This window comes from Caulobacter sp. CCNWLW153, from assembly GCF_036889365.1.
Lineage (GTDB): Bacteria > Pseudomonadota > Alphaproteobacteria > Caulobacterales > Caulobacteraceae > Caulobacter > Caulobacter radicis.
This window is the reverse complement of record NZ_JBAKFV010000017.1, coordinates 35770-54189: the sequence shown is the minus strand read 5'-3', so window position 1 is coordinate 54189 and position 18420 is coordinate 35770. Positions and strand designations below refer to the sequence as shown.

General features: G+C 68.2%; 12 protein-coding genes. 4 read left to right on the top strand and 8 right to left on the bottom strand.

The genetic code is table 11. The features are described from left to right. Nucleotides 1-127: 127 nt before the first annotated feature. The 3 genes from V6S85_RS22370 to V6S85_RS22360 are packed head-to-tail and all read left to right on the top strand — an operon-like array spanning nucleotide 128 to nucleotide 2411. A complete protein-coding gene (locus V6S85_RS22370; protein WP_334350309.1) occupies nucleotides 128-844 on the top strand; it encodes a hypothetical protein in 717 nt (238 codons plus the stop codon). Next, the gene (locus tag V6S85_RS22365; RefSeq protein ID WP_334350308.1) at nucleotides 841-1224 is read left to right on the top strand and encodes a hypothetical protein; all 384 of its coding nucleotides are present in this window, start codon (nucleotides 841-843) and stop codon (nucleotides 1222-1224) included. The genes V6S85_RS22370 and V6S85_RS22365 overlap by 4 nt, the downstream gene beginning before the upstream one ends. Beyond that, on the top strand, nucleotides 1218-2411 hold the full coding sequence (locus V6S85_RS22360; RefSeq protein ID WP_334350307.1) for an ImmA/IrrE family metallo-endopeptidase: 1194 nt from the start codon (nucleotides 1218-1220) through the stop codon (nucleotides 2409-2411). Before V6S85_RS22365 ends, V6S85_RS22360 begins: the two co-directional genes overlap by 7 nt. 30 nt (nucleotides 2412-2441) lie before the next feature. Here the strand turns inward: V6S85_RS22360 and V6S85_RS22355 are convergent, their stop codons facing one another. From V6S85_RS22355 to V6S85_RS22325, 6 genes are all read right to left on the bottom strand, one after another. Beyond that, a complete protein-coding gene (locus tag V6S85_RS22355; protein ID WP_116568937.1) occupies nucleotides 2442-3200 on the bottom strand; it encodes a FadR/GntR family transcriptional regulator in 759 nt (252 codons plus the stop codon). A gap of 278 nt (nucleotides 3201-3478) precedes the next feature. Then, complete coding sequence (locus tag V6S85_RS22345) at nucleotides 3479-6343, bottom strand: TonB-dependent receptor (protein ID WP_334350306.1); 2865 nt, start codon at nucleotides 6341-6343, stop codon at nucleotides 3479-3481. Between the two features lie 435 nt (nucleotides 6344-6778). Further along, the gene (locus tag V6S85_RS22340; RefSeq protein WP_334350305.1) at nucleotides 6779-7660 is read right to left on the bottom strand and encodes a rhamnogalacturonan acetylesterase; all 882 of its coding nucleotides are present in this window, start codon (nucleotides 7658-7660) and stop codon (nucleotides 6779-6781) included. Nucleotides 7661-7851: 191 nt separating this feature from the next. Beyond that, nucleotides 7852-8601 carry an SDR family NAD(P)-dependent oxidoreductase gene (locus V6S85_RS22335; protein WP_334350304.1) on the bottom strand — a complete coding sequence of 250 codons (750 nt, stop codon included), beginning with the start codon at nucleotides 8599-8601 and terminating at the stop codon, nucleotides 7852-7854. 12 nt (nucleotides 8602-8613) lie between these two features. After that, on the bottom strand, nucleotides 8614-9882 hold the full coding sequence (locus tag V6S85_RS22330; protein WP_334350303.1) for an MFS transporter: 1269 nt from the start codon (nucleotides 9880-9882) through the stop codon (nucleotides 8614-8616). Continuing rightward, entirely contained in the window at nucleotides 9879-12131 is a 2253-nt protein-coding gene (locus V6S85_RS22325) for an alginate lyase family protein (protein ID WP_334350302.1), read from the bottom strand. The genes V6S85_RS22330 and V6S85_RS22325 overlap by 4 nt, the downstream gene beginning before the upstream one ends. Before the next feature lie 350 nt (nucleotides 12132-12481). Between V6S85_RS22325 and V6S85_RS22320 the strand changes: the two genes are divergently transcribed. Next, the gene (locus V6S85_RS22320; protein ID WP_334350301.1) at nucleotides 12482-13435 is read left to right on the top strand and encodes a bifunctional helix-turn-helix transcriptional regulator/GNAT family N-acetyltransferase; all 954 of its coding nucleotides are present in this window, start codon (nucleotides 12482-12484) and stop codon (nucleotides 13433-13435) included. 188 nt (nucleotides 13436-13623) lie between these two features. On the opposite strand, the gene V6S85_RS22315 is transcribed toward V6S85_RS22320, so the two are convergent. Further along, nucleotides 13624-16836 carry a glycoside hydrolase family 2 TIM barrel-domain containing protein gene (locus V6S85_RS22315; protein ID WP_334350300.1) on the bottom strand — a complete coding sequence of 1071 codons (3213 nt, stop codon included), beginning with the start codon at nucleotides 16834-16836 and terminating at the stop codon, nucleotides 13624-13626. Nucleotides 16837-16923: 87 nt separating this feature from the next. Continuing rightward, nucleotides 16924-18420: an alpha/beta fold hydrolase gene (locus V6S85_RS22310; RefSeq protein WP_334350299.1), complete on the bottom strand. Its 1497-nt coding sequence runs from the start codon at nucleotides 18418-18420 to the stop codon at nucleotides 16924-16926.

Here is an 18420-nt window from a genome sequence, read left to right as displayed (position 1 = left end):
ATATTATATTCGGCTGACGGAGAAACATCGTGAAAACGATCATGTTCTCCACAATCATGCCGGCTTGAAAACTGCATTTTTGCGGAGACTATATTTGAGCTGACGAGCCGGGCCGAGGGGAACGCCCTTGCGTAAACCAATCTTCGGGCTGCTTGTCGGCCTGACCGCGCTGGCGATCGTCGCTGCCGGCAAGGCGCAATCAAGCCGGCGCGCCGACACCCGAAACGGCGTTTCAGGTCACCCAGGAACGATCGGCGGCCCTTCGGGCCTCGAGACCGGCGCCGAGCCGCAAACACCACGATCAGGACAGGCGACGGTCCCGTCGCGCCTGAAGTCCTGGTCTCTCTTCGGCCTCGCCGTCCTGGCCGCGGCGCTGGGCGCGGCCCTGATCGTCATGCTGACGGAGATTCCCTTCACGCAGGGGGCGGCGATCATCGACGAGGCGCCCGCGGCGACTTCCGTCAAGGAACTCATCCAGCCGGCCGTCGACATGCGCCTGGCCTTGTCGCAGCACTATTTCGAGTGGGCCGTACTCACGATCGGCATTTGCGGCGGCTGCGCCCTATCCAGGCCCGTCATCGACGCCAGATTCATGATCAGGCCGACGATCGTTATCGCATTTATCCTTTCGTCGACAAGCATCGTCATGGGATCCACCCATCTCGAGCTTACAGCCCAATCCATATCCCACGGAATACCGGCTCTCAACATGGAGTCATTCCTGGATTTGTATCCAGTAGCTCAATTCTACCTCGTAACACTCTCATTCATACTCGCGATATACGCCGCCTCGGTCTCCATTATCTTTCCGAGAAGCACAGAAGCTGGTGACGAACGCCCATGATCCGAGCCTCCCTCCTGATCTGGTGCCTGATGCTGTCGCCCGCCCTCGCGACCGAGCCGGGGGAAGCGCGCTATCTTGGCCCCGCGGAAGCCAACCTCAATCGCCTCCGAGAACTGGAGCCGGACGGTTCGAACCTCTTCGCGTCGCCTCGTACGGCCTATGTGATCGTCACGCGGCGTTCAGCCGAAACCACGGCGAAGGTCATCTATGCCGGGGGATCTCGAACACTGAAGTTCTCATCGACCAAGGCTCAATTCAGAATATTGGTTCAGAGAGGCCGAGATTTCAAAATAGAAGCCGTCAATTCCACGAGGATTTGCTTTCAAAAATCATACACTCTGCACGAAAGCGGAGTATGGGAGGTGCCCCTGCCATGCTGAGCATGAAGTCGACGAAGCGCCGCGCCGCCAGCCTGGCGGCGCTGCTCACGCTCTGCCTTGCTCCGCACGGCCAGAGCATGGCGCAGGACCTGCTGACGCCTTCGAACTCCACCTTCACCCGGGATCGGCAGCGAGGCGTTCAGGCCTACATGCGCTCGCCGCTCAGCCAGACAACGGCGTCGGAAGCGCTCAACCTGGTTCTCGGACACGAGCTCGGCCATGAATTCTGGCGGCAGCATGGACCGATGCCGGGCGTCCCCGCCGAAGAATTCGCCGATCGCTTCGCCGTAAATCTTCTGATGTCGATGCGCCAGTTCAGGCCGGAGGGCGTCGCCTCCATGTCCGAGCAGGTGGCTGCGACGCAGACGTTCTTCGGACACGCCCCCGCCCAGACCCACGCCCAGACGGCCACGAGCGTTGCGCGACGCCAACGGGAGCTGGAATGCGCACTGGTCGGCCAGGCCGGAACGTTCTCCGGCAACGGGGTCTACGCCGAGGCCGCCGACAGCGGTGGCTGGGGAAACGACGTGGCGACCTGGCTTTCGAGGCAGAGCGCGGTTGGATACACGCCCCAGTCCGTGTGGAAGGCCACGGCCAGCCGTGAACGGGCGGCCTCGGCAAGGCTCGTCGCGCGATACACGGCCCGCTGGTCGGCCAACGAGGTCACGAGTTGCCGCAACAAACACGCCGCGCTGCGCAGCTACGTCCGAAAATCCCTTGCGCGACCCGGGCGCTTTGAAAGCGTCCGCGGAAACTACTCGCGATTTGCCAGCTATTCCGCGCTGAACGCCAGAATGGGACAGACCCAGTTCGAATATGCGAGGCCGGAAACGGAAGGCGGCTGGCTGCTGCTGGGATTGATCGCTCCGTCGCAGGACCAGTCGGCGTCCGGCGTCGCCTACCTTCTGACCTACGCCCAACTGGAGGCCTGGCTTTCCGGCGATCCGAACAAAACGGTCGTCAGGCTCAACTACTGCGGCATAGGACTGGCCAACGCCAAGATATTCACCCAGGGCGGCCGAACCTATATTCATATATGCTACGAAATCGGCGAGGAGATGCTCGCGAACTACAGACGATACGCCAAGCTGGATCCCGTGGTTCAGGACGCCGCCCGACGCAACGCCTACGCCGTCGATCCGAAGACGGCGAAGGCCACCGAGGATTACGTGAACTCGGTCAGATAGACCGCTCTTGCGCGACCTGGCGCCCGCCCCCTACCCCATCCGCGCGGTCATCAGGAAGCGCTGGCGGCTCTCGGCGGCCTTGCGTTCCAGCTCCAGGCGCTCCTGCTGCTCGGTGGCGTCGAGCATCGACTCCAGCAGGCGCGAGAAGTGCAGGCGCATGGCCTGGCGGGCGGCCTTGGGGTCGCGGCGGCGCAGGGCCTCGACCACGGCCACGTGCTCGGCCTGGCGGGCGTCGCCGTCGTGGTGGCAGATGGCCTGGTGGGTGCGGCGCACCTCCGGATCCTCCATGCGGAACTTCCAGAGGGTCTTGATGGTGTGGATGATCACCCGGTTGCCCGAGGCGGCCGCGATGGTCATGTGGAACTCGCGGTCGACGGCCGTGGAGCGGGCGTCGTCGTCGCCGGCCTCGACCATCTGGGCCAGCAGGTCGTCGAGCTTGGCGAGGTCGGCGTCGGAGATGGTCGGGGCGGCCAGGGCGGCGGCCTCGCTCTCGAACAGCGAGCGGGCCTCGGTCAGTTCGAAGGCGCTGACCGTGGGCAGGGCGCCCTCGCCGCCGGCGGCGTCGGCCCCGGCCGGGGCGCAGACATAGACGCCCGAGCCGGCGCGGATGCGCAACGTGCCCCGGGCCTGCAGGGCGATCTCGGCCTCGCGGACGGTGACGCGGCTGACCCCCAGCCGCTCGGACATCTCGCGCTCGCCCGGCAGCCGCGAGCCCGGCGGAAACTCGCCCGCGCGAACCATGTCCGCGATCTTGTCGGCGATTTCCTCGAACAGGCGGCGATCGGCCATGGCGCCCCTCTATGGTGGTGTTGCACCCCAAGCCTTGCCCGAACCGGACTGGAATTGGAATAGCAAACTGGTAGGCGCCGGGGCGGCGTCCACGCCCGCAACTACAGACACCCGGATTTCGAGCCTCTTCAACCACTTAAATCCATCGCCTTACCGGGCGAAGGGGCGCGCAGCGGACCGCAGACCCGGGACCCAGGGGCGACCGCACTGCTCCGGCCCCTGGGTCCTGGCTCTCCGCTTCGCTACGACCGGGATGACGAATGAAGGCAAGCCTGCAACTACAGCCGCGCCCGGATCGAGATGAAGAACTGCTGGCCGAAGTACTGGTAGTTGCGGGTGCTGCCCGGCACCGGCATCGAGTCGATCTTGACCTCGTTGAACAGGTTCAGGCCCTGCAGGCGGATGTCGACCTTCTTGTTCAGCTTGTACTGGACGTTGAAGTCGAAGGCGTCGCCGCCCGAGATGTAGCGCAGCTGGGCGTTGCCGCCGACGAAGTCCTGGTAGTAGCGCGAGCGGTAGCGGTAGATGCCCTGGACGCTCAGCGGGCCGTGCTCGTAATAGAGCTGGGCCGACAGCACGTGCTTGGAATAGCCGTTCAGGCCCGCGGCCGGGATCATGCCGTCGGTGATCGTCCCGGTGTCCGGGTCGATGACGTCGCCCAGACGGATGTCGTGGTTCTTGAAGTTGGTGACGGCGTAGTTGTAGCTCAGCTTGCCGCCGAACCCGTCCAGCGGCTTGGGCAGCCAGCTGAACTTGTTGGAGAGCGTGAACTCCGCGCCGTAGACGTGGCTCTTGTCGTCGCTGTTCTGGGTCTGGGTGACCGGGACGCTGACGGTCTGGCCGTCGATGACGAAGTCCTCGTCGATGGTCACCGGGATGAAGCCGCCGGTGAACTGCTTGTAGTAGAGGGTGGTGGCCAGGATGGTGTCGCGGTTGGCGTAGTATTCCAGCGCCACGTCGGCGTTCCACGACATGATCGGCTTCAGGCGCGGGCTGCCGCTGGCGACGATCTCGCCGATGGCGTCCTGGATCGAGGTGAAGTCGGTCCCGTCCTGAAGGGTGATGGTGCGGCCCGCCGCCAGGCTGCTGGGGGCCGGGCGCGACATGGCGCGATAGAGGGCGATGCGGCCCACCGTCTTGGACGTCAGGTCGAAATTGGCGTTGACGCTGGGCAGCACGCGGAAGCTCGAGGCCTTGATCCGGGTCTCGTCGAAGGCGCCGGTCTCGACCAGACGGATCGAGCCGTCGCTGTTGTTGACCACGTCCAGCTCGGCCCGCAGGCCCTTGGAGACTACGCTGGTGTCGACGACGCGGACGCCGAAGTTGCCGCGCACCGGCATGCCGGCCGCCTCGCCCTTGTAGGAGGCCATGACGTAGCCCGACCAGACGGTCTCGGCGACGTCGGCATTGGCCACCGAGCGGGTGTCGCCGCTGCCGCCCGGATCCTCGGCGCCCAGATAGTTGCGGAACTGGCAGAGGGTGTCGAAGGTCGCCCAGCTGCGCACCGAGTGGGTGGGCGCGTCGCCCAGATAGTCCGACTGCGGGAAGTTGGTGCGGCAGGCCAGGTTGACGGCCCGGTCGACCGCCAGGCTGGCCTGGTCGATGGTCACCAGGTCGTCATAGGTGGTGTAGCGGCGGCGCGAATAGCGGGCGCCGGCGTCGATCCGGCTGATGAAGCCGTCCAGATCGTAATGGGCGTCGAAGCGGGTCGCGAAGATGCGGTCCTTCTTCTGCTCCTCCTCGCGGGTCAGGCGGGCGTCGTCGCTGTAGAGCGACCAGTCGTTCAGGTTGAAGCGGCTGTCGACGGTGAGGATCGGCGCGAAGCCGCTCCGGGCGTCATAGGTGAACGGGATGCGCTGGTTGTTGATCGCCGTGCGGGCGCCGTAGATGTCCAGCGGGTCGGTGCGCAGGCGGGTCGAGCGCGTCAGGTCGGTGCGCGTCGTCTGGCTGTAGGAGATGTCGGCGTTCAGGGTCAGGCGATCGGTGGCCCGGAACTCGAAGTCGCCGCCGCCGCCGATGTATTCCTCCTGCCGCTGGAACAGGGTCGAGACCGACTGCAGGGTGCTGTTCCCCGTTGCGTAGAGCAGCCGGTGCTGGTCGTCGTACTGCACGTTGCGCAGGGCGTAGCGGGTCTCGGCGAAGCCCAGGTCGTGGCGGTCTTCCTCGTAGTTCCGCTTGGAGTATTCGACGTCGAGATTGACGTCCCAGCGGTCGTTCGGCTGCCACTGGAGGGCGCCGAAGATCGCGTCGCGCTTTTCCTTGGCGGTCAGCTGGCGGAAGGTGATCGAGTTGGGCGCCAGGTAGAACGGCGTGCCGGCCGCGGCCTGGGCGCGGGTCACCTCGGTGCAGTTGCCGGTGGCGTTGACGTTGGCGTTGCAGGCTAGCCAGGTGTTGGAAGCGACGTAGCTTTCGGCCGGGTCGTCGACCTGGTTGCGCTGGACGCCCAGCGACACCCCGACCTCGCCCAGCTTGCCCAGCTCGTACTGGTCGACATAGCTGGCCGTGCCGCGCCAGCCCCAGGGATCAGAGCCGGTGATCCGCTTCTGGTAGGGATTGTAGTTGCCCTTCAGCTCCACCTGGGCCAGCCGCTTGCCGTAGTCGAGCGGCTTCTTGGTCTCCATCTCGATGGTGCCGGCGACGCCGCCCTCGATCAGGTCGGCCTGCTGGGACTTGTAGATCTTGATGCCGTTGAACAGCTCGGACGGGAACTGGCCGAAGTTGACGGCGCGGTCGCCGCTGCCGTTCGAGGCCTCGCGGCCGTTGAAGGTGGTGGCCGACAGGAACGAGCCCAGGCCCCGCAGCGACACTTCCGTCGGGCCATAGTTGCCGCGGTCGGCGGTGGCGCCGGTGATGGTCATGATCGCTTCGCCGATCGACTGGCCCGGCAGGTCGCCGATCTCGTTGGCCGAGAGGGCGTCGACGATGGCCGTGGTGTCGCGCTTGACGGCGATCGAGTTCTGCATGGTCTGGCGGATGGCGCTGACCACCACCTCGTCGACCGCGTTGTCGGTGATCGGCTGGTCGGCCGGGGCTTGAGCAGCCTCCTGGGCCGAAGCTGCGGCGGCCATGGCGACGATCGAGGCGGCCGCGCCGCAGCTCAGGATCGTCCGCAACCGGACGCGAATGGTGTTCGTCGGGCGCATAACGGCTCCCTCCCCCTGGTTCTTTTCTTATGCCGGGACCCTGGGACCTGGCCCGCGCCACGTCAAGGCGGATTCTTATACCAATTGCGAGATTTATCAGGCCAATTATCTTGCGGAATTGCCGGACCAGTTAATAGACCAATTTAGACCGGTTGCGCAGAGGCGGCCACGGCCAGGGCCGTGACGTGCGGCCGCCTCCGCGCGCTTCCCCCTTTGGGCGTGGGGAAGAAGGGAGATCCCGACACTCGTCATCCCTCAAAAAATTCCCGTCATTCCCGCCCTTGTGGCGGGAAACCCTCTGTCGGCTGCGAGGGCGAATGAGGCGGACCGCCAGCGGTCCGCTTGCACTTCACTTGCGAGTGGAGCCAGGGGTTCCCGCCACAAGGGCGGGAATGACGGGAGGGGGGAGAGGACGGGAAGGCAGAGATCGTGGACCTAAGGCACCAGCTGGCTGCGCAGCCCCGGAACCGCCGCGGCCAGGTCGTCGGCGACCAGCTTGGAGAACACCCGCGCGCCGGTGTCGCCGACGTGGGTGTAGTCGAACTTGCGCACCTGCTGGCCGCGCGGGCCGGTCTCGGTGGTGGGAACGTCGGGCTGGCGGGCCTCTTCGGCGGCGCGGGGCGGCAGGGTCGTGCCGGCCCTGGCGGCCTCGACCTCGCTCTCGATCGGCTCGGCCTGGGCCAGCTTCATGGAGTCGACGGGGCCGAGCTTCTGGACGATGCGGGCGCTGGACTTGTTGAGGTCCACCAGCGGCGTCTGCGTCTGCGTCGCCACCTTGCGCACCTCGTCGGACCAGACGTCGAGGGTGTTCTTCAGTTGGCCCTTGGCGAACTCGCGGCGGGTCAGCGGGGTCAGCAGCACCGGCTGGGCGCCGGCCGCCCGCACGTCCTCGACGAAGCGCTTGAGGTTGGCCGGGAACTCGGTGGCGAGGTCGGTCCAGCGCTCGCCCTTGGAAGACTGGTCGTTGTGGGCGAACTGGATCAGCACGTAGGTCGCCGCGTAGCCGGGGGCCTTGGCCTCGCCGAGCGCGATGTCCCACGAGCCCTCGGCGCGGTAGCTGCGGGTCGAGCGCCCGCCCCGGCCGAGGTTCAGGCAGGCCACCGACGACTTGACGTGATAGTCGCAGAAGGCCGAGCCCCAGCCGCTGCCGACGGCAGTGGTGGAGTCGCCGACCAGGATCACCTTGTAGGGCTTGATCGGCGGAGCGTCGGTTCGCGGCTCGCGTTCCTTCACCGGTCCGGGCGGCTGGGCCAGGGCGGCCGGCGCGGCAGCCAGCAGGGCCAGGGTCGCGAGCACAGCGGTCGTCTTGTTGTTCATCGGATCCTCCCAGATCTCGTTTCCCGAACGAGCCGGCCGCCCCCAATCCGATCTTCCCCGCGAAGGCGGGGACCCAAGCTGACTTCCGGGAGGTGGCGCGGTCGTGGATCGCCCGCAGCCTCGGCTTGGATCCCCGCCTTCGCGGGGACGATCGGTGGAAAAGCGGCTCGCGCGCGCGGGTGAGTTCAGCCCTACGAGAAGGCCAGCCCCCCGTTGATGTCGAGGTTCACGCCGGCCAGGAACGAGGCGTCGTCCGAGGCCAGGAAGGCCACCGCGGCGGCCACCTCCTCCGGCGCGCCCTCGCGGCGCAGCGGGGTGTTTCCGGCCGTGGCCGCGCGGCCTTCCGGCTTGGAGAAGATGTCGTGGAAGCTGGTGCCGATCAGGCCCGGGCACAGGGCGTTGACGCGAATGCCGCGCGGGCCCAGCTCCTTGGCCCAGCCGCGGGTCAGGGTCATCAGCGCGCCCTTGGAGGCGGCGTAGACGCTGGCGCCCGGACCGCCGCCGTCGCGGCCGGCCTGCGAGGCGATATTGACGATGGCCGCGCCGTCCGGGATGTGCGGCAGGGCCGCCTTGGTGACCAGGAAGGCCGACTTCAGGTTCAGCGTCATGACTTGGTCGAAGAAGGCCTCGTCCATGTCGGCCAGGGTCTTGCGGGCCACCATGCCGCCAGCGAGGTTGACGAGAATGTCGATCCTGCCGGTGATCGCCGAGGCGGCGGCCACCAGGCCGGCGACCTCGTCCGCGTCGGTGACGTCGGCGCGGTGCAGCACCGCCTTGCCGCCGGCCGCCTCGATCCGCGCGGCGGTCTCCTGCGCCGAGGCCTCGTCGCCGCGATAGTTGACGACGACCGTGGCGCCCTCGGCCGCCAGGCGCAGCGAAACCTCGCGGCCGATGTCGCGGCCGCCGCCGGTGACCAGCGCGACCTTGCCGTTGAACCTCATGCGGGTCCCCTTTTACTGACTGTCTGATGAGGGCGCCGGCACGGGCGATGCGCGCCCGCCCAGCAGCCAGAGAGAGATGACGCCCAGCGGCACGATGACCGCCGCCAGGACGAAGATCGGGGCGTAGCCGTGCTGGGTCATGGCCGGCACCAGCCAGGTGGTGACCAGGGTTCCGGCCACGGCCGCCGTACCGCCGACGCCCGCGATCGTGCCGACGGCGCCGCCGCCATAGTAGTCGCTGGGCAGGGTCTGGATGTTGTTGATGGCCACCTGGAAGCCGAACAGGATCACGGCGATCAGCAGCACGGCGGCCAGCGGCGTGGCGGCCTTGGCCGTCAGAAGCAGGGCCGGCAGCATGATCGCCCCGCCCAGGGTGACGGCGAAGCGGCGGGCCGACAGGGTCTTCCAGCCGCGCCGGATCAGCGCCCCCGAAAGCCAGCCGCCGCCCAGGCTGCCCAGCATGGCGCCGACGAACGGGACCCAGGCGAACAGGCCGATCTGGCGCACGTCGAAGCCGAAGGTCTCCGACAGGTAGATCGGCAGCCACGAGACGAACAGCCACCAGACCGGGTCGAGGAAGAAGCGCGAGACGATGATCGCCCAGCTCTGCCTCTGCTTCAGCAGTTGCGAGAGGTTCGGCGACCAGCCGGCCTTGGAACCGGCCTCGCCGCGATCGGCGATGTGGGCGCGCTCGGCCTCGCTGAGCCACGGGTGGGCGCCAGGGTCGGCGCGGTAGACGAACAGCCAGGGCAGCAGCCACAGGAAGCCCAGCACGCCCACCACCAGGAAGGTCGCCCGCCAGCCGACCAGCTCGAACAGCAGGGCCACCAGGGGCGCCGAGACGATGGCCCCGATGGCCGCGCCGGAGTTGAAGATGCCCTGCGCCAGGGCCCGCTCGCGGGGCGGAAACCACAGGGCGTTGGCCTTGACCGCGCCGGGCCAGTTGCCGGCCTCGCTGATCCCCAGGGTGACGCGCAGCAGGGCCAGCAGGCCCAGCGACCGCACCAGGCTGTGGGCGGCGATCGACACCGACCACACCAGGATCGACACGGCGAAGCCCATCCGCGTGCCGATGACGTCGAACACCTTGCCAAACAGCGACTGGCCGCAGGCGTAGGCGACCATGAAGATGGTCACCAGGAGGGCGTAGTCGGCCTTGTCGGCGCCGATGTCCTTCGACACCGCCGGCCACATGACGGCGAGAGCGTTGCGGTCGATGTAGTTGATGACCGTCGCCAGACCCACCAGGCTGACGATCAGCCAGCGCAAGCCGCCCTTCATTGGCCGATGTCCTGGCCGTCGAAGCGGGCGAAGTGCCCCTTCCAGCTGAAGGGCGCGCCGTCGACATTGGCCTTGTGGGCCAGGCCCGGCTCGGCGCTGTCGGCGATGGCCAGCACGATCGAGCGGCCGCCGGCCAGCACGATGGTGACGACGTCGGCGTCGGCGGTGCGGGTGTGGCGCAGGGCCTGGATGCGGCTGGTGCTGCCCTCGGTGGTCTCGGCCGAGGGATCATAGGCGCCGTGCGGCTCGAGCACGCCGACGAAGGTGGTGTCGCCGTCGCTCCTGACCCGCTGGATCAGGGCCGGCTCGCGGCGCAGGTTGAACTTCGGGTCGTTGGCGCCGCTCTCGGCGATGATCACCTGGGTTCCGGCCGGCGGCAGCATGCGCCAGGTGTAGAACCGCTCGCCATTGATCCAGGTCAGGCGGGCGTTGGCGGCGTCCGGCGTTCCGGTCGCGTCGACCCACAGGTGCTGGTAGCCGTCGTCCTTGCCCAGCACCGGCCGGGCGGCGAGGTTCTGCTGCAGCGGGAAGCCGGCGTCGATGATGTGGCCGGAGAAGTGCAGCGGCAGGTCGTACTGGGCCGGCTTGTCGCCCTTGACCCTCAGCAGGTCGAGCACCAGCGGCGGGCCCTTGCCGGCGTCGACCTGGACGATCGAGCGGCGGAAGGTGACGCCTGGCCAGGCTCCCGCCATTTCGGCGGTGCTGATCTTGGCGCCGCCCTCGGCCGAGAAGAAGATCTGCTTCGGCGCCATGGTGTTGGCCACCTTGACCTTGCCGTCGAACTGGCTGGTCTCGTTCACCACCAGGGTGTTGTGGGCCACGGTCTGCTTGGCCCAGGTCTCGTTTTCCTTGAGGTAGCGGCCGCCGTCCTTGGCCTCGATGTTGAGGAAGCGGGCCGCGCCGTAGTCGGTGACGATCGGCCGGCCGGCGTCGTAGAGGATCCAGTTCAGCTTGTCGTAGTGGCCGTGGCCCATGCCCTGGGCGGTGTTCTTGACCGCCACCACCTCGTCGTCGTCGCCGGGACCGGCGCGCATCACGGCGATGGCGCCCTGGTCGCCGTCGGGTCCGTCGCGGAACAGCATCGAGGCGTAGGGGAAGGGCTTTTCCTTGCCGGCCGCCAGGTCGCGCGCCACGGCCAGGCCGTCGGGCGTAAGCGTGGTGCGGTCCTGCCAGCGGGCGATCGACAGCAGCGCCGGATCCTTGGTGGCCCCATAGGCGATGGCGATCGACTGGTAGAGCTCGTCGGTCTTGAGGCTCTTTTCCAGCAGGGCGTCGTTGAACGGGAAGAAGTAGCCGTCATAGGTCAGCTGCACGGCCGCCTTGACCGCCTTGGTCAGCACGCCGTCGCGGTACTGGAAGATCTTGCGGCCCGGCTCGTTCTCCTCGATCGCATGGGCGAAGACGACGAACGGCTGCAGGGCGTAGCGCTGGTAGTAGGGCCCCTCGGCATAGTAGCCGTCGGGCGAGAACAGCTGGTCGATCTGCTTGAGGAAGCCGACCTTGCCCGAGCGGTCCGTGCCCTTCAGGGCCTTTTCCACCATCACCGGATCGCGCAGCACGTAGCCGGTCATGCCGACGGCGGCGCAGGCCCAGGTGGCGTGGTTGTGGATGATGTCGAAGACCTGCGGCTGGTCGTCGGCGATGAACTTGGCCATCGGCCGGAAGACGCCGTCGTCGATGGTCTTGCGGTCGGCCTCGCTCAGGGTGTCGCGGATCGCGTCATAGCCCTGGATCGAATAGACCACCCAGACCGCGTCGTTCAGGCTCTGCCAGAACAGCTTGCCGGCCGAATTGTTCTTGGCGGCCGGGTGCAGGCCGAGCGTCGGATAGAGCCTGGCGTATTCCAGCAGCATCCGCCGGGCGTAGTCGGCATAGGCCTTGTCGCCCGTGGCGCGGTACAGCATGCCCGCGCCGTAGATGGCCATGTAGTTGCGCTTGTGCTGCTCGTGGGTGCGGCCGCCGCCGGGATCCTTGGGAACCGGCACGTCGACGCCCGCCTTCATGGCCGCGTCGACCTCCTTGCGCACCCGCTTCAACTCGGCGGCGAACATCGGATAGCGCGCGCCTTCGGTGCGCATGGCGGCCAGATCCGCCCCGCCGACCAGCACGGGCGCGAGGCCGGGCTGGACCTGGACCTGGACCTGGACCTGAGTGGGTCCGGCCTGCGCGAAGGCGGCCCCGGCCGGCAGCGCCGCCGAGACCAGCAGCACCAGGGCCAGACGCCCAACCTGTCGCCGAATGTTTCCCACGCTTCACTCCCTCGCGGCTCTCTGGCCGCTGCTCCGACTGACGCCCAGACGGCATACATCGATGCAGACCATTTGTCCTAGCAAAATTTAGGGCGGATCGGAAAAATTGGTTCTCTCTTTTTGCTATACCAATTTTCCAACTGGTCTACCTACATCCGACCTCCCCCGCGAAGGCGGGGGCCCAAGCCGACTCACAGAGTTGGGCGCGGCCGCAGGCCTCCCCCACCTCGGCTTGGATCCCCGCCTTCGCGGGGAAGATCGGCGGGAGGGGCGTTTTGCTGCCGTACTTGCCACCGCCCAGAAAACCACATAGCTATACATATAGCACGCTATGTATATGGACTGACGCCATGACCGACATCGTCTCCGATCGCGCCGCCCTGTTCCTGGGCAGCCGCCTCAAGCGCCTGGCCGAGCGGATGCAGGCGCAGGTGACGCGGCTGGTGGAAAAGGCCGACCTGCCGCTGCAGCCCAGCCACATGCCGGTGCTGGGCACGCTGGACCGCGACGGCCCCCAGACGATCGGCGCCCTGACCGAGGCCATGCAGGTGGCCCAGCCCACCGTCACCCGCGCCGTGGCCCGCCTCACCGAGCTCGGCCTCGTGGAGACCAACCGCGAGCACCGCGACCAGCGCCACAAGACCATCCGCCTGACCCCCGCCGGGCGCGAGGCCCTGGACCGCGCCAAGATGCTGGTCTGGAACCGGGCCGAGGCCGCCGTCGAGGAAGTGCTGGCGCAGCTGGATCCGTCGTTCCTCGACCAGCTGACGAGGCTGGAGGCCCTGCTCGCCGAAGAGCCGCTGGACGTCCGCGCCGCCCGTCACATCGAGGCCGGCGTCGCCGTGGTCGAGTTCAGCGACGCCCTGGCCCCGGCCTTCAAGAGCATCAACATGGAGTGGCTGGAGGACATGTACGAGGTCGAGCCTGTCGACCTGAAGGTGCTGGACCATCCGCGGCAGGCGATCCTCGACCACGGCGGCGCCATCCTGTTCGCGCTGGTCGAGGGCGTCGGCCCGGTCGGGACCTGCGCGCTGAAGCCGTCGGGCGGCGGCGCGATCGAGCTGACCAAGATGGGCGTGCTGAAATCGTCGCGCGGGGCCAAGATCGGCGAGCAGCTGCTGGCCGCGACCATCGCCCGCGCCAAGGCCATGGGCGCCGCGCCCCTCTACCTGCTCAGCAACAGGAAGTCGGCGGCCGCCGTGCACCTCTACGAGAAGCTGGGCTTCGTCCACGACGAGGCGATCATGGCCAGGTACGGCGCGGCCTACCAGCGCTGCGACGTGGCGATGGTGTATCGGGGGTAGGCGCCCCTCTTTGAACCCTCTCCCAGAGGGAGAGGGAGGGGCCCAGGCGAAGCCTGGGAGGGTGAGGGGTTACGACGTCAACCGCAAAGCCCCCTCCCCGCACCCAGGCCCGACAGGGTGAAACCTCTCACCCTCCCGCCGCTTCGCGGCGGGCCCCTCCCTCTCTCGAAGAGAGAGGGATTTTCAGGTTACTCCACCTCCGTCGCCCTTGCGGGACGCGCCTTGTCCGGCGTGGTCCCCTCGCCCGTGAAGGGCGACAGGCGGAAGCTGACCCGGGTCGTCTCCAGCTTCGTGCGATACTTGCCGTGCGGCTGGCCGACGTGGTTCCAGGTGGTGTCGCCGCCGACGCCCCATTGGGCGGCGTCGATGATCAGGGTTCCGTCGCCGTGCGGGACGATGTCGGACGACTTCCAGGTTCCGGCCGGACGGCGATAGAGGTCGGTGTAGGGGAAGGCCAGGGCCTGCATCATCAGCGGCTTGTCGGCCTCGACCCGCAGGCCAGTGCTCCCCGAACCCAGCTCCATCCAGCGGACGTCCAGCTTGTTGCCGGTGTCCTGGGGCCGCATGTAGTCGTGGTTCTGGTCGGCCAGCGCCCCGCGCCACAGGCCGATCGGAGCCGAGGTGAAGCGGTCGACGTAGGTTTCGTGCGGGCCGCGGCCCAGCCACTCGACGGTCTTGGGCTGGGCCGGCAGGGTGAACCACAGGCCCACCCGCACCGGCGGCGGCAGATCGTTCTTGAGCGGAACAAGTTCGCCGCTGACCGCCACCGAGCCGTCGCCGGCCATGGCGTAGGTGGTGGTGAAGCTCGCCGCCCCCGCGCCGAGGGCGTATTCCACCACCACCTGGGCCGTGCCGCCGTCGACCTTGCGGGCGGCAAGGCCGCGCAGCTGGCGCGCGTCGGTCATCACCCGCCAGGGCTTTTGCTGGGCGACCGTGCCGTTCAAGGTGTCGTTGTCGGTCTCGGCCCGGAAGAAGTTGGGCGCTCCGCCCTTGGCCAGCACCGTCCCGTCCTTGGCGTAGGACGACACGAGGCCCGTGGCCCGGTCGATCGTCAGCTTCGCGCCGGCGGCCTCGAGCACCACAGCGTCCTTGCCGTCGGCCAGGGTCACCGGGCCGGGACGGCTCACGGCGGCCTTGGGCGTGGCGGAAACCGAAAACTGCTCCCAGCCCACCACGTAGCCGGCCGGCGTCAGCGGCACGGCGCCGGCCTTGGCCCGGGCGCGCACGGTGACGAAATACTCGACGCCGGGCCTGGTCGCGATCGCCGGCAGCGGCAGGGCCACGGTCTCGACGCCCCGGGCCCTGGTCGCCAGGGGCGGCAGGGCGCCCGAGGCGATCTCGACGCCGTCGCCCTCCAGCACCCACTCGAAGTCGAAGCCGGAGAGATCGCGGAAATCATGGCGGTTGGTGATCGTCACCTTGCCCGTCGCCGGGTCGAAGGCGCCGAACTGGATCGGCGAGAGCACCTTGCGCACCTCGTAGAAGTGCGGATTGGGCGTGCGGTCGGGCTGGATCATGCCGTCGCCGAACTCGATGTCGCCGCCCGGGTTCTTGCCGTACTCGCCGCCGTCGCCCCAGTAGCGCCTGCCGTCCTTGGCGTAGCGGTACATCGACTGGTCGACCCAGTCCCAGATGAAGCCGCCTTGCAGCTTGTCGTAGGCGTAGATGGTGTCCCAGTAGTCCTTGAAGTTGCCGCCGCCATTGCCCTGCATGTGGGCGTATTCGCACTGGATCATCGGCTGGGTGCGGGTGGGGTCCTTGGCCCAGTCGACCATCTTCTCGATGTCGTCGTACATCGGGGCGTAGATGTCGACATAGGCGTTGGGCTGGTGCTCCCAGTCCAGCGTGCCCCAGCCGAGATAGGAGATCAGGCGCGAGGGATCGCGCTTGCGGGCGGCCGCGGCGGCCTTCTCGAAATTGGGGCCGATGCCGGCCTCGTTGCCCAGCGACCAGAAGATCACCGACGGGTGGTTCTTGTCGCGCTCGACCATGTTCAGCACCCGGTCGCGGTGAGCGGCCTCCCAGGCCGGGTCGAAGCCCAGCTGCATCTGCTCGCGCAGCGCCGGGACCTTGTTGCCGTAGTCCATGTAGGCGTGGCTCTCGATATTGGCCTCGTCCATCACATAGAGGCCGTACTCGTCGGCCAGGGCGTAGAAGCGCTCGTCGTTGGGGTAGTGCGAGGTGCGCACGGCGTTGATGTTGGCCCGCTTCATCAGCTCGATGTCGCGGCGCATGCTCTCCTCGGAGATGACGTGGAAGGTCTCCGGGTCATGCTCGTGGCGATTGACGCCGCGGATGACGATGGGACGGCCGTTGACCATCACCCGGCCGTCCTTGATCTCGACGGTGCGGAAGCCGATGCGCTGGGGCGTGGCCTGGACCACCTCGCCCTTGGCGTCCATCAGCTCGACCAGCAGGGTGTAGAGGTTGGGGGTCTCGGCGGTCCATGGCTTGACGCCCGGGACGGCGGCGGTCAGCGAAACCACGCGCGCGGCCCCGGGGGCGACCTTGGCCTCGGTCTTCAACACCTCCCTGTCGCCGTCCAGCAGGGTCATCCGCGCGGTCAGCGGGGCCTTGCGGGCGGTCAGCGACAGCTCGGTCGACAGGGTCCCGTCGCGATAGGCCTTGTCGAGGCCGGCCTTGACGAAGAGATCGCTGGCGCGGGCCTGGGGAACGGCCTTGAGATAGACAGAGCGCTCGATGCCCGAGACGCGCCAGAAGTCCTGGTCCTCCAGGTAGGAGCCGTCGGCCCAGCGGTGCACCTGGATGGCGATCAGGTTCTGGCCCGGCCTTACGTGTTTGGTGACGTCGAACTCGGCCGGCAGCTTGGAGTCCTCGTAGTAGCCGACCTCCTGCCCGTTGACCCAGACGCGGTAGGCCGCCCCGGCCGCGCCGACGTGCAGGATCACGTCCTGGCCGCTCCAGCCGGCCGGAACCTCGAAGGTGCGGCGGTAGGAGCCGACTGGGTTGGTCGCGTGTGGGATCAGCGGCCGGTTGGCCGGGAACGGATAGGTGATGTTGTTGTAGCGGGCCTGGTCATAGCCCTTCGCCTGCCACATGGCCGGCACCTTGATGTCCTTCCAGGACGAGACGTCGTAGTCCGACTTTTCGAAGCCGGCCGGAACGTCGTCCGACGACGGCGAGAAGTGGAAGGCCCACTGGCCGTCGAGGGTCAGATAGCGGGCCGACCTCGCCATGTCGCCGGCCAGGGCCAGCGCGCGGCTCTCGAACGGGAAGTGGGTGGCGACGGCCGGCAGCTTGCCGCGGGCGTTGACGGCGGGGTTTTCCCAGTCGGGGCGGGAAGGATCCACCTGCACCGGATCGACCTTGGGCTGGGCGCTGACCGCCCCCGCCAGCACCATGACCGACATGGCCGCGCCGGCCGCCAGGATCTTCCGCATGCACGCCTCCCAGAACGCTCGCCCGTTGGATCGGGCGAGGCCTGTGTAGCATGGGGCGCCCATTTGTCAGACAAAAGAGACAAATCGTCAGCCCAGCTGGAACTTCGGCGGCGGCAGGCTCAGGCGGACGTCGGACATCGCCTCGCCGCCGAAGAAGCGGACCAGCAGGGCCTGCACGTCGGGATGCGCCTCGAAGACGTTGTGGCCGGCGTTCTCGACGATCACCCTGGCCTTGCGCCGGAACTGGGCCGCCACCTCCTCCTGCTCCTCCAGGGGCGTGCGGCCGTCCAGCGTCCCCGCCAGCAGCAGGGCCGGATGGTCGATGCGGATCGGCTCGCGGAAGCCATCGCCCAGGTCGACGCCCGGGATCGCGCCCAGCACGTGCGGCATGGGAAAGTTCAGCGCGTCGCCCAGCACGGCCTGCCGCGCCTCGCGCCGCACCACGGCCAGCTTGCCCGGCGAGATCCCCGAGGCCAGGTCCATGGCCGATGACATGCCGCCAACGCCGAGCAGGCCCACGAACTCGTCGAGGAACGGCGCCAGCACGTCGGTCTTTCCCGCGTCGAGCGCCAGGTACAGCGCCGGCAGCATGACCAGGGTGCGCGGATTGGCGATCAGCCCGCCGGCCATCAGCTGGATGGCGAAGCCGCCCAGCCGCAGCTCGACCGGCGCGCCGTCCAGCCTGGCGGTCAGGCTCACCGGCGCGGCCTCCAGGCGCGCGTGCACCCGCCGCATCAGCGCTGGGAAATCGGGGATCGCCGCCCGCACGGCGGGATCGGCGTCCAGGAGCGCGTCCACCCGGGCCAGATAGGCGTCGATCCGGGCCGGGCGCTTCACCGTCTGGTCCTGGCCCTCCAGACTGGCCAGGGCAACGCGCCCCACCCTGTCGCCATGACGCTTGAGCACCGACAGCGCCAGGTGGCTGCCGTAGCTGATGCCCCACAGGTCGATCTTCTCCGCGCCCAGGTGACGGCGCAGGTCGTCGAGATCGTCGGCGCTCTGCTCGGTGTTGTAGCCGCGCATGGCCACGCCCGCCCGGGTCCAGTCCACCCAGGCCCGCTGCAAGTCGTCGCGGAAATAGCGCGTCAGTCCGTCGTGGGTGAAGGTCGGCAGCGGCGCCGTCGGAGCGGGGCCGGGCGGGATGGCGCCGAACGCGCCCGTGCCGCGCTGGTCGAAGGCGATGACGTCGGCGACCTCGCGCAGCGCCATGAAGATCGGGAAGCGCGGGCCGGCCGCCGCGCCCACGCCAGAGCCGCCCGGCCCTCCGGCCAGGTAGACGATCGGCGGGCCGGGCCTGGCCGCCGTCGAGGGAAAGCGGACATAGCTCAGCTTGATCCGTCGCGAACGGGGATCGCGGCGGTCCTCGGGAACCTCGAAGATCCCGCGCTCGGCGTCGACCTCCTGGCCGCGCCAGCCCTTGAAGCGGAAAGGACCGGCCTTGGGCAGGTCGGCCGGAGGCTCGGCGTGCGGCGCGGCGTGCGGCGCTGCGTTCTGGGCGAGGGCCGAGACGGGAAGGGCCAGGGCGGGAAGGGTCAGGGCGGCCCCGGCGAGGATGGCGCGGCGATGAAGCGATGCATGGGTCAT